This window comes from Cellvibrio sp. GW822-FHT04B05, assembly GCF_058800985.1.
The window spans coordinates 430,922-442,604 of sequence record NZ_JBXAMU010000005.1 but is presented as its reverse complement, the minus strand read 5'-3'; the positions used below and the strand labels follow the sequence as shown (position 1 = coordinate 442,604).

Sequence of the window (11,683 nt, the reverse complement as noted above, 5' to 3'; positions counted from 1 at the left end):
ACAACTATGGCATGGCAATGGTTTCATCGATTAGGTTCTCCCCGTTGGTTTTACGAGAAAACAACACCCTGGCTGCCATGGTTGGCGACACTCAGTATCGCGCTCCTCGTGACGGGGGCTGTGTGGGGATTGGCATTTGCACCGGCGGATTTTAAGCAGGGCAACAGCTACCGCATTATCTATATTCACGTTCCCGCTGCATTTTTAGCCTTGGCGGGTTATTACATCATGGCGATTTCCGGTGCAGTTGGCCTTATCTGGAAAATGAAATTGCCGTTTATGGTGATGAAATCTGCCGCGCCGATTGGTGCCTTGCTGACGTTTGTGTCGCTCGTCACCGGTTCCATCTGGGGTAAACCGACGTGGGGAACCTGGTGGGAATGGGATGCACGGATTACCTCCATGCTTATTTTATTTTTCCTTTATCTTGGCATGATCGCCTTGCAGCAAGCATTTCAACATCGCGATACGGCAGATAAAGCCAGTGCAATATTGGCGCTGGTTGGGATGGTGAATATTCCCATCATTTATAAGTCGGTTGATTGGTGGAACACGCTCCATCAACCGGCAACAATCAAATTCACCAGTAAATCCAGTATTGATCCTTCCATGCTATATCCCTTGCTGATAATGGTGATCGGTTTTTATTGTTTCTATGCCTTGGTGCTTTTATTGAATACCCGTGTTGAAGTATTGCGGCGCGAAAGTAGGACTCAATGGGTGAATGATCTCATCGGCACAAGTAACAAGAGGGTGTAATGATGAAATTCCAATTTGAATCAATTGCAGATTTTATTGCCATGAATGGTCATGGTCCTTATGTATGGGCGTCCTATGCCATCACATTTGCGGTATTGGCTTTTTTACTGATTAGCCCGATATTGCAGAAAAAAGCGTTTGTTAAACAACAGCAAAAACAACAAAAATTGACCCGGTCGAATGATGTCGCCGGTGAATCAATTGAATAGATGATTTTCCGTATTAGCTGAACAGAGCACGACAACTTATGCACCCGCTTCGCAAACAACGTTTGATGATTGTTATTTTTATTGTGGTTTTCTCCAGTCTTGCTGTGGGTTTGATGGCCTATGCATTGCGTGAAAATATCAATTTATTTTATCCGCCCAGCAAAATTGCTTCGGGCGATGTTCCTCATAACACCCGTATCCGTGCCGGTGGCTGTGTGAAACCGGGTAGTGTGGAGCGCGCCAGCGATTCACTTCAAATCCGCTTTTTAATTACCGATGGCATTGCCGATGTCAAAGTCAATTTCAACGGTATATTGCCCGATTTGTTTGCTGAGGGCGAAGCTGCTGTTATCAACGGTATAGTGACAGAGTCCGGCGAATTGAATGCGAGTGAAGTGCTTGCCAAACACGACGAAAATTATGTCCCCCCTGAAGTTGCTGAGGCGATGAAAGATAAAGGCGAGCATCAAAAAACCTGTGAGGGCTTGAAATATGGCGCTTGATTTTGTTCATTTGGCACCAGAGCTTGGCCAGTTTTCGCTGATTCTATCCTTGTGTTTGAGTGCGATATTATTTGTACTTCCTTTGGTTGGTGCCCATTACGGCAGCAACGTCTTGATGCAATCGGGCCGTTCATTGGCAACCGGATTTTTTATCTTTGTCGCGTTCGCTTTTTTCTGTCTTACCTATTCGTTTATCCATGACGACTTCTCGGTGAAGTATGTTGCCTCCAACTCCAATTCACTGTTGCCGGTTTATTACAAAATAAGCGCAGTATGGGGCGGACACGAAGGTTCATTGTTATTGTGGATTTTAATGTTGGCGGGTTGGACGTTGGCGGTTGCCATATTTAGTCGTTCGCTACCACTTGATATGCAGGCGCGCGTACTTTCTGTATTGGGCTTTGTGGCGATTGGCTTTCTTTCATTTATTTTGTTTACATCAAATCCATTTGATCGAATCCTTCCCATTCCTCCGCAAGATGGCGGTGATTTAAATCCGTTGTTGCAAGATATCGGACTGATTATTCATCCGCCGGTTTTGTATATGGGTTACGTTGGTTTCAGTGTTTGTTTTGCATTCGCAATTGCTGCGCTGCTAACCGGTCGTCTGGATAGCGCTTGGGCGCGTTGGTCTCGCCCTTGGGCAACCATGGCGTGGGGGTTTTTGTCTGTCGGTATTGCGCTCGGTAGTTGGTGGGCATATTACGAACTGGGTTGGGGTGGCTGGTGGTTCTGGGACCCGGTGGAAAATGCCTCTTTCCTACCTTGGCTAATTGGCACTGCATTGATTCATTCGCTTGCGGTGACAGAAAAGCGCAGCTTATTTAAAAGCTGGACAATCCTGCTGGCTATTTTTACTTTTTCGCTAAGCTTGTTGGGAACCTTCCTGGTTCGCTCCGGCGTGCTCACATCAGTACATGCATTTGCCAACGATCCCGAGCGCGGTGTTTTCATTCTCGCTTTCTTTTTCGTGGTGGTGGGCGGTTCTTTAACATTGTTTGCTCTGCGGGCACCGGTGGTAAAAGGTTCTGCCGGTTTTAGTCTGTTATCACGCGAGACGCTTTTGCTTGGCAACAACATTTTACTCAGCGTGATTATGATTATGGTATTGATCGGCACGCTCTACCCATTGATTGCCGACGCACTTGATTTAGGAAAAATTTCAGTAGGTCCTCCTTATTTTAATTTGTTCTTCTTGCCGTTGATGGGAGTGCTGTGTTTGTTGATGGCTTTTGGTCCGCTGTCCAATTGGAAGCGCACATCAGGTACACAATTTATAAAATTATTGTGGAAGCCCTGGGTAATTAGTTTGGTAATTGCTTTGGTTTTCCCGCTCGTCTATCGCGACAAATATGAAATCCTTGCAGCGCTTACAGTGTTTATCGCAAGCTGGGTTGCTACCGCACTTGTTGCTGATTTATTTTATCGTTTGCGCAATAGTGAGTCTTTTCTCGCTGGCTTTAAAAAGTTGAGCTTAAGTTACTTCGCTATGGTGGTTGCGCATGCGGGTATCGCTGTGACAGTCGTTGGCATTGGCTTAACGAGCATCTATACCGAACAGCGCGATATCCGTATGGAAGTAGGGCAGAAAGTGACTGTTGTTGAATATGATTTTGTTCTCAATAAGCTCACACACATTGATGGTCCCAATTACACGGCAGAAGAGGCGCTGATCACTGTAATGAAGGACGGCAAGTTCTTACGCGAAATGAAACCGCAAAAACGCCGTTATCTTGCGTCCGGCAGCACCATGACTGAAGTGGCATTAGATGTTGGTTTATTTCGCGATCTCTATGTCGCGATGGGAGAACCACTAACCGAAACAGCCTGGGCTATGCGTGTACATCTCAAACCTTTTGTCCGCTGGATTTGGTTGGGTGCATTGATGATGGCATTTGGTGCCATACTAGCCGTTGCTGACAAGCGTTATCGTAAAGTTGTTAAGCAAGAGTCGCCCGCAACAGGTGTTGCGGCGGGGAAGTTGGTAAATGAATAAGCAGCGATTTTTTTTATTTGTACCATTGATTATTTTTGCAGTGCTGATTGTTTTGTTTTGGCGGGGGCTTTCATTAAATCCGAATGATATGCCTTCTGCGTTGTTGAACAAACCTGTCCCTGCATTTGAGTTGCCTGTATTGCCTGCACCGGAAAATCCGCAAGGGTTGGTGAATGCAAACCATGAGATGCTCAAAGGAAAAGTCAGTTTGCTTAATGTGTGGGCGACCTGGTGTACCACTTGCAGGCAAGAACATGAGTTTCTCAACAAGCTAAAAGCACAGGGAGTTCTGATCTACGGAATCAACTACAAAGACAACACTGATGATGCGCAGCGTTGGCTGACGGAGCTTCACAATCCATACGTTTACAGTGTGACTGACGAAGATGGTCGGTTGGGCTTGAACCTGGGCGTATTTGGCGCGCCGGAGACTTATGTGCTCGATAAGCAAGGCGTGATCCGTTATAAACATATCGGCGATGTGAATGCGCAAGTGTGGGGAAAAACCATCAAACCAATCGTCGATAGCCTCAAGTAATTATTTCCTCTCCTGCTGCAGGACTTGATCGAGATCAAGTCGTGTTTATGCCTCCCGCGTAAACTGAATCCATCAGTTGGAAATGTGGAGGTGTCTATGTATATCGATTCAATCGTTCTGTATGGTCTGGTGATAGTGGCACTAACGTGCATCATGATCACATATGTAGGTGTATATGCTTACAAGCATATAAAAGATGAATGTGCGAAAGTGGATCAGGGGATTGAAGATAAAATTGCATAAATAAAAGAAAGTCCTGAGGGAGCTTTTTATTTTATATACTTTTCTGCAGGCATAAAAAAAGCCCCTGATGCGGGGCTTTTTTCATTTCTAAATAGTGGCGGACCGGACGGGACTCGAACCCGCGACCTCCGGCGTGACAGGCCGGCATTCTAACCGACTGAACTACCGGTCCGCAGCGTCACAAAAAACCACAGCTACCTTGTGAGTAAGAGTGGTGGGCGGTACAAGACTCGAACTTGTGACCCATGCCTTGTAAGGGCATTGCTCTACCAACTGAGCTAACCGCCCAGGATTTTACGCTTTTCAGCGCTCACCTTGTTGGTGGCGCGTATTCTAATCATGTAAAACTATGGGTCAACCTTTTTTTCGCAGTTTTCGTAAAATTTTAGAAAAAAACTAAAAAGTGGTTGTGAAACAAACACTTGTGATCAGTTTTTGGTCTTGGCGGCAAAGTTTCCCGCTTGTGCTTATGAGTTGTTATACTCGCGCAAAATTTTCATTCAATACAGCGGAAGCATGTTTATGTGCGCAATTCTAATAAGACTTTGCACCTGCATCGGATTATTGCTTATTTCCCTCTTCAGCTTTGCGGCTATTGAAGTTCATGAATTTGATAACGATGTTGATCGTCAGCGCTACCAAACATTTATTGATGAAATGCGCTGCCCTAAATGCCAAAACCAAAATCTCGCCGGTACTAATTCTCCTATTGCGATGGATTTGCGCCGTGAGCTCGAATTGATGATTAAAGAAGGCAGATCTGATAAGGAAATAGTGGATTTTATGGTAGACCGTTACGGTGAGTTTATTTTGTATCGACCACGCCTCTCGTCTGCCACCCTGTTTTTGTGGGGAGCGCCTGTCGCATTGTTAATTGTGGGCGTAATCATGCTGCTGCTTATAGTGCGTAAGCGTCGTCGTGTTGATGTGGAGGAAAGCTCGGTGCTTTCTACGGCGGAACAAGAGCGTTTGGCAAATTTGCTTAATTCGTCAGCGGATAAAGAAACCACTGAAAAATCTGAAAGAAATTCCAGCCAGGAGAAAAAGTAATGGTGTCCTTGTGGGTAGGGGCAGCGCTCCTGTGTGTGGTGGCATTGGTATTTATTTTTTGGCCGTTAGTGCGCTATGGCAAGCAACCGAATGGTCAATCAAGCGAAGTCGTTGCCGAGCGTCTTGATGAAAACGTACGTTTGTTTCATGAACACATTGCTGAGTTGAGTGCGCAATTAGCATCGGGTCGTATCGATCAGGCTCAATTTGATCAATTAAAGTTGGAGCAAGAGCGAGCGTTACTTGAGGATGAGGCCGATATTCGCTCTGCCCAGCAGACTCGTACTCTGGGCGCAGGTTTTAAGACGCTCAGTGTCATTGCACTTTTAGTTGTCGCTGTTAGTTGGGGGCTCTACCAGCACTTGGGAAGAAGTGCTGATGTGGAAATTCGCCAGGCACAAGAGCTCAAACAAAAACTGGACAATGAGGACTATCTTGCCGGTCGTAATCCAGACCCTGTACGTGCTCGCGAAATGGCTCGTCTTATCGAGGCGCGCTTGGCTGATGATCCTGATCAATTGCAATACTGGTTTTTCCTTGCGCGTATACAGATGGATTTAAATGATTTCGGCCAAGCGGTAAATGCCTATCAACAGGTGCTGCAACGCGACAGCGAGTCTGCGATGGTGATGGGCGAGCTGGCCCAGGCGATGTTCTTGCGTGACGGAAGCAAGATGAATCCGGCAATTAGTGATCTGGTTGCCAAAGTGCTTGCAGTTGAGCCGGACAACACTATGGCGCTAGGTTTGGCAGGCATAGATGCCTTTGGCAAAAAAGATTACATCGGTGCAATTAAGTACTGGGAACACACGGTTAGATTAACCGGGCAGGATTCTCCCGGCAGTCAGGCGCTTATGGCCGGTATTGAGCGCGCGGCTACTTTGTATTTCGCTGAGGGTGGCACTGAAGAATCCCTCGCTGCGGCTCGCGCCGGTCGTCAATTAACTATCAATGTCAGTTTGGCTGATGGTGTTGATGCAAAACCGGATCAGATTGTGTTTGTGTATGCGCGTACTTGGCAGGGCGCCAAAATGCCATTGGCGATTGCGCGGATAAAAGTCTCTGAGTTGCCCAAGCGGGTATTGTTGACCGAGGCCATGGCAATGACCCCGGCGATGAGTTTGGGCTCAGTGGACAATATTGAAGTAGTGGCGCGAATCTCACAAAACGGTACGGCGACTGCGGAAGTTGGCGATTGGCAGGGAAGTTTTGGTCCTCTGGATATGCGTTCGTTGCCAACTGATATCGGCGTTAAAATTGATACAAAGGTAAGCCAATAAGTCTCGCTTGATCGCACTTATTCGTCTTTTTGGGTGAAATTTAAGCAGCTGGGTGTGCGTTATTATTTTTGCTAGTAGTGGCGGGTGTAAACCGGTGCGCAAATGTGTAGAATCCCGCCCTTACAGGTTTTTTTGGTAACTTTGCGATTTTTAATAACAATCAAAAAAATCAACGAAATCAAACAGCTAGGCAATGTGTGGTTGCCGGCGATTTATTTATTGAACAGGTCGGTTGGAGTAGGGCGCTCCAACCCTATAAGCCTGATGAAATATGAGTGATATGGACCTATGCGGTTAAAGTGCATCAAGCTGGCTGGCTTTAAATCGTTTGTTGATCCGACCACGGTCAACTTTCCCAGCAACCTTTGCGCTGTTGTTGGCCCCAATGGCTGCGGCAAATCCAATATTATTGATGCTGTGCGCTGGGTAATGGGGGAATCCTCTGCCAAGAATTTGCGCGGCGAAAACATGACCGATGTTATTTTTAACGGTTCCAGCGGACGTAAACCGGTCGGTCAAGCTTCTATCGAATTGGTATTCGACAACTCGGATGCCACCCTCGTCGGCGAATATGCCGCTTTCACCGAAATCAGTATCAAACGTAAAGTCTCCCGCGATGGTGACAACAGCTATTACCTCAATGGCACAAAATGTCGGCGCCGTGACATTACCGATATCTTTCTGGGCACCGGTCTCGGTCCGCGCAGTTACGCGATTATTGAACAAGGCATGATTTCCAAACTTATCGAGGCGAAACCGGAAGATCTCCGTGTTTATATCGAAGAAGCCGCGGGCATTTCCAAATACAAAGAGCGTCGTCGTGATACTGAGAGTCGTATGCGTCGAACCCAGGAAAATCTGGAGCGACTGACTGATATCCGCGATGAGTTGGAACGCCAGTTATCCCGTTTGCAACGTCAGGCTCAGGCGGCCGAAAAATACGCAGAATACAAAAAAGAAGAGCGCTTATTAAAAGCGCAATTGCAAGCATTGAAATACCAGCAGTTGGATCTGCAAGCCAAAGCCAAACAAGTAGGTATTCGTGACCTCGAATTGCGGATGGAATCTTTTGTAACTGATCAGGTCAACAAAGACACTCAAATCGAAAAGTATCGCAGCCAATATACTGAGCTGGGCGATAAATTTAACGAAGTTCAAGGCCGCTATTATGCGATCGGTGCGGAAATTGCCCGTCTTGAACAGAGTATTCAGCATGCCAGTGAGCGCGCACGCCAGCTGCAGACTGATCTGGATCAAACCAGCCGCGACAGTAAAGAAGCTGAAGAAAATTTATTAATCGATACACAAAAAAGCGAAGCATGGGAAGAAGAGCTGCTTGAGCTTGAACCCGAATTGGAATTGGTTAAGGCTGCAGAAGAAACTTCCGGTGAATCATTGATTGATGCTGAAGAAGCCATGCAGCGCTGGCAAAATGATTGGGATAGTTTTAACCAGCGCGCTGCAGAACCGCGTCAGCGCGCAGAAGTACAGCAATCGCGTATCCAACATTTAGAGCAAGTGCAACAACGGTTATTGCAGCGAATTGAAAAGCTGCGCGAAGAAAAAGCCAATCTGCAAAATGGTGCGGAAGACGAATCCATTCACGAGTTAACTGAACAGCTTGCGGAATTGGATTTGGTTGCTGACGAGAAGCGCGTGCAGTTGGATACATTCGTTGAACAGTTGGACAGCACGCGTAATGACAACAACCGTTTTGTAAATGAGTTAGATCAGGCGCGCAGCCAATTGCAAAAAATGCGCGGTCGTCATGCATCGCTCGAAGCGTTGCAACAAGCGGCAATGGGCGAAAAGAACAAGGCTGTTACGCAATGGCTATCTAACAATGAGTTAACAAATAGGGCGCGTTTGGCAGACACTATTAGTGTTGCCGATGGTTGGGATAAGGCGCTTGAAACAGTATTGGGTAATGCACTGCAAGCAGTTTGTGTTGAGCAAGTTGATGCGGTTACCGGTCTACTGGAAAATCTTAAACAGGGCGAGTTGGTGTTGTTTGATACCAATGCCAAATCCCCGGCTCAGCCATCGACCAAAGCTTCTTTGCTGAGTGATAAAGTAACTGCTGGCTGGGATGCACAAGGTCTGCTTGCTGGTATCTATATCGCAGACGATTTATCCATTGCGCTTGCGTTGCGCAAACAGCTCACCGCGAACGAATCTGTTATTACGCGCGATGGAATTTGGTTGAGCCCACATTGGGTGCGCGTGACTCGTGATACCGATGCAAGCTCTGGTGTTATCGCTCGTCGTCAAGAATTGGAAGAGCTGGCCGCGGCTATTGCAAATGCAGAAGAAAATATCGACACACTCAATGCTCAATTGGAAGAAGGGCGTGCCGTAATCAAGCGCTTGGAACAGGATCGTGAAGCCTTGCGTCGCCAGGTTGATGACGAGAGTCGTCAATACGGCGAATTGCGCTCACAACTAAGTGCAAAACAAGTGCGTATTGAGCAGATGAATATGCGCCGTGAGCGCGCGGATAACGAAATACGTGAAGCGCGTGAGCAAATGGAACAGGAAGCTGAACATTTATCTGAAGCGCGGATGATCTTGAGTGAAGCCATCGAAATGATGGAACAAGATACTGACTTGCGCGAATCACTGTTACAGCAGCGTGATGATATCCGCGCTGGTTTGGATACTGCTCGCCAGCGCGCCCGTCATGATAAAGATAAAGCGCATGAAATTGCCATGCGTTACCAATCAGTTAAAACGCAGTTGGATTCTATCCGTTTGGGAATCGGCCGTTTACGCGAGCAAACGTCGCGCTTGCAAGAACGCCGCGAACAACTGTTGGCGAGCATTGCCGATAATCGTGATCCGGTTGAAGAATATAAATTGGAGTTGGAAGCCAGTTTGTCCAAGCGTCTTTCGGTTGAAGCTTCTTTAACAGAAGCGCGGAGAGCCTTGGAAACTGTTGAACATGAGTTGCGCAATTCCGAGCAGGCGCGGGGCCGTGCAGAGCAGGAAGTGCAGGCAGTTCGCGCGCATTTGGAACAGGAGCGTTTAGCTGCACAAATGTTTGAAGTGCAGCGTGCGGGTATTGTTGAGCAGATGCAGGAAGAAGAATTAAATCTCGATATTATTTTGGCCGAAATGCCGGAAGGTACCGAGGTAAAACCGCTGGAAGAAGAATTGGAAAACCTCGCGGGAAGAATCTCCCGTCTTGGTCCGATTAACCTGGCGGCAATTGATGAATACAAAACAGAGTCCGAGCGCAAAAATTATCTCGATGCACAAAATGCCGATTTGATGGAAGCGTTGGAGACATTAGAGAATGCGATTAAACGCATTGACCGTGAAACCCGTACACGTTTTAAAGAGACCTTCGACCAGGTAAACAAAAGTTTGCAGGAGTTATTCCCCAAAGTGTTTGGCGGTGGCCACGCTTATCTGGAATTAACCGGCGAAGAGTTATTGGATACTGGCATTACTATTATGGCGCGCCCACCGGGCAAGCGTAACAGTACAATTCATTTGTTATCTGGTGGTGAAAAAGCACTGACAGCAATTGCATTGGTATTTTCAATTTTCCGTTTGAATCCGGCACCTTTTTGTATGCTCGACGAAGTTGATGCGCCTTTGGATGACGCCAACGTTGGTCGCTATGCACGCATGGTTGAGGAAATGTCGGTGCAAGTGCAATTTATTTACATCACGCACAATAAAAACGCGATGGAAATGGCACACCAATTGTTAGGCGTTACCATGCACGAACCAGGTGTTTCACGTTTGGTAACAGTAGATGTGGACGAAGCTGCAGAATTAGCTGCGGTTTAACATTGAACTAATTAATACGGATAACCTTATGAAAGATTGGGTCATCATCATAGGTACTTTGCTTATCTTACTGATATTGGTGGATGGGATCAGGCGTAAGCGCAACGAACGTAATGGCAATATTAAGGTGTCTCGTTCGCTTAAGAAAAGTTTAAAACAGCAGCCTGAATATGAGGATGAAACATCTGCGGAAGCACCGAGTTACACCAGTGAGCTGCCCAATGGTGGTGCGCGCGTTGTTGGTCAGCGCGATCCATCTGTACGTGTTCCCAGTATCGAGAAAAAACCACAAGCAAAATCCTATTTGGAAAAACATCAGCGTCAGAATGTTGAAGGGCCGATCATTGCTCCGCGTGTCCAGCGCGAGCCGCAGCAAACCAGTTTAAATCTCGGTCAATCGGTTCCTATGTTGATGGAATCCGTTGAAGATTCCAGGGGTCGTGCAACATCGGAAAATGAGCGCATCGAGCCAAGTTTTTCTGCTACTCGTGATGAGGATCTTGATGATGATTACGATGATCGCCGCGATGATACTTATGAGGGCGAAGATTTTGAAAGTGATGATCATCCTTATGATCGCGAGATAGAGCGCGATGAGCTTGAAGATGATGAAGATGATTATGCGGGCGACGAGTCTGAAAGTGAGTCTGCTGATAAATATGAAGAAGATGATCACGATGAGGAATATGATCCTGGAGAAGATTATGACGAGCGTGATGATCAGGAAGATGATTATGAAGACGACGATTATGAAGAAGATAATCAGGCTGCTTCAGCACAGCAAAATAATATTGTCGAAAAGCAACCGACTGAACCGGAAGAAGTTTTAATCATTAATGTTATGGCTCACAAAGGTGAGATGTTTAACGGCGGTGATTTGCTCGATATTATTTTGAAATGCGGTATGCGGTACGGCAGTATGGATATTTTCCATCGCCACAGTGATACCAAAGGCGAGGGGGCTTTGTTATTTAGCATGGCCAATATGGTCAAGCCAGGCACCTTCGATCTTGACGCAATGGATGAGTTTGAAACGCCGGGTGTCAGTTTGTTTATGACGCTGCCAATCAATGCAGATTCAATGCAATCATTTGATTTAATGGCCGATACTGCACGAGCAATTGCGGATACTCTCGGCGGCGAATTAAAGGACGAGCAGCGCAGTGTGATGACTCGCCAGACATTGGAACATTGTCGTCAACGTATTCGCGATTTTGAACGGATGCGTTTATTTCGTCGTCCCCCGCGTTAATTTTTTTGCTACCAATCCTGCACAGGGAAGTGTAAGAAAACTGCAAGCTAAGGCA

10 protein-coding genes and 2 tRNA genes are annotated in these 11,683 nt (G+C 46.7%); 10 read left to right on the top strand and 2 right to left on the bottom strand.

The window, feature by feature from the left end:
* Positions 1-6: 6 nt before the first annotated feature.
* From AC1RJL_RS17630 to AC1RJL_RS17605, 6 genes are all read left to right on the top strand, one after another.
* Positions 7-759, top strand: coding sequence for a heme ABC transporter permease (locus AC1RJL_RS17630; RefSeq protein WP_492916414.1), 753 nt, complete (start codon positions 7-9; stop codon positions 757-759).
* On the top strand, positions 759-968 hold the full coding sequence (gene ccmD, locus AC1RJL_RS17625; RefSeq protein ID WP_492916412.1) for a heme exporter protein CcmD: 210 nt from the start codon (positions 759-761) through the stop codon (positions 966-968). Before AC1RJL_RS17630 ends, ccmD begins: the two co-directional genes overlap by 1 nt.
* 38 nt (positions 969-1,006) lie before the next feature.
* Positions 1,007-1,471 (top strand): cytochrome c maturation protein CcmE, encoded by a 465-nt coding sequence (ccmE, locus tag AC1RJL_RS17620; protein ID WP_492916410.1) that lies wholly within the window; start codon positions 1,007-1,009, stop codon positions 1,469-1,471.
* 10 nt (positions 1,472-1,481) lie between these two features.
* Complete coding sequence (locus AC1RJL_RS17615) at positions 1,482-3,467, top strand: heme lyase CcmF/NrfE family subunit (protein WP_492916610.1); 1,986 nt, start codon at positions 1,482-1,484, stop codon at positions 3,465-3,467.
* Entirely contained in the window at positions 3,460-4,005 is a 546-nt protein-coding gene (locus AC1RJL_RS17610) for a DsbE family thiol:disulfide interchange protein (RefSeq protein ID WP_492916408.1), read from the top strand. Before AC1RJL_RS17615 ends, AC1RJL_RS17610 begins: the two co-directional genes overlap by 8 nt.
* A gap of 96 nt (positions 4,006-4,101) precedes the next feature.
* A complete protein-coding gene (locus tag AC1RJL_RS17605; protein WP_492916406.1) occupies positions 4,102-4,248 on the top strand; it encodes a hypothetical protein in 147 nt (48 codons plus the stop codon).
* Positions 4,249-4,343: 95 nt separating this feature from the next.
* Here the strand turns inward: AC1RJL_RS17605 and AC1RJL_RS17600 are convergent.
* A tRNA-Asp gene (locus tag AC1RJL_RS17600) sits at positions 4,344-4,420 on the bottom strand.
* A 40-nt stretch (positions 4,421-4,460) separates the two neighbouring features.
* A tRNA-Val gene (locus AC1RJL_RS17595) sits at positions 4,461-4,536 on the bottom strand.
* Between the two features lie 234 nt (positions 4,537-4,770).
* On the opposite strand from AC1RJL_RS17595, the gene AC1RJL_RS17590 reads away from it, so the two are divergent.
* The 4 genes from AC1RJL_RS17590 to zipA all read left to right on the top strand — a co-directional run bounded on the left by AC1RJL_RS17590 (position 4,771) and on the right by zipA (position 11,628).
* On the top strand, positions 4,771-5,298 hold the full coding sequence (locus AC1RJL_RS17590) for a cytochrome c-type biogenesis protein (protein WP_492916404.1): 528 nt from the start codon (positions 4,771-4,773) through the stop codon (positions 5,296-5,298).
* Positions 5,298-6,578 carry a c-type cytochrome biogenesis protein CcmI gene (gene ccmI, locus AC1RJL_RS17585; RefSeq protein WP_492916402.1) on the top strand — a complete coding sequence of 427 codons (1,281 nt, stop codon included), beginning with the start codon at positions 5,298-5,300 and terminating at the stop codon, positions 6,576-6,578. Before AC1RJL_RS17590 ends, ccmI begins: the two co-directional genes overlap by 1 nt.
* Positions 6,579-6,866: 288 nt before the next feature.
* The gene (smc, locus tag AC1RJL_RS17580) at positions 6,867-10,376 is read left to right on the top strand and encodes a chromosome segregation protein SMC (RefSeq protein ID WP_492916400.1); all 3,510 of its coding nucleotides are present in this window, start codon (positions 6,867-6,869) and stop codon (positions 10,374-10,376) included.
* A 28-nt stretch (positions 10,377-10,404) separates the two neighbouring features.
* Positions 10,405-11,628, top strand: a complete 1,224-nt coding sequence (gene zipA, locus AC1RJL_RS17575; RefSeq protein WP_492916398.1) for a cell division protein ZipA — start codon at positions 10,405-10,407, stop codon at positions 11,626-11,628.
* Positions 11,629-11,683 lie beyond the last annotated feature (55 nt).

Excerpts from the sequence above, each read along its gene's own strand:
- AC1RJL_RS17630 (WP_492916414.1), top strand. The coding sequence starts at position 7 with ATGGCATGGCAATGGTTTCATCGATTAGGTTCTCCCCGTTGGTTTTAC.
- ccmD (WP_492916412.1), top strand. The coding sequence starts at position 759 with ATGATGAAATTCCAATTTGAATCAATTGCAGATTTTATTGCCATGAAT.
- ccmE (WP_492916410.1), top strand. The coding sequence starts at position 1,007 with ATGCACCCGCTTCGCAAACAACGTTTGATGATTGTTATTTTTATTGTG.
- AC1RJL_RS17610 (WP_492916408.1), top strand. The coding sequence starts at position 3,460 with ATGAATAAGCAGCGATTTTTTTTATTTGTACCATTGATTATTTTTGCA.
- AC1RJL_RS17605 (WP_492916406.1), top strand. The coding sequence starts at position 4,102 with ATGTATATCGATTCAATCGTTCTGTATGGTCTGGTGATAGTGGCACTA.
- AC1RJL_RS17590 (WP_492916404.1), top strand. The coding sequence starts at position 4,771 with ATGTGCGCAATTCTAATAAGACTTTGCACCTGCATCGGATTATTGCTT.
- ccmI (WP_492916402.1), top strand. The coding sequence starts at position 5,298 with ATGGTGTCCTTGTGGGTAGGGGCAGCGCTCCTGTGTGTGGTGGCATTG.
- smc (WP_492916400.1), top strand. The coding sequence starts at position 6,867 with ATGCGGTTAAAGTGCATCAAGCTGGCTGGCTTTAAATCGTTTGTTGAT.
- zipA (WP_492916398.1), top strand. The coding sequence starts at position 10,405 with ATGAAAGATTGGGTCATCATCATAGGTACTTTGCTTATCTTACTGATA.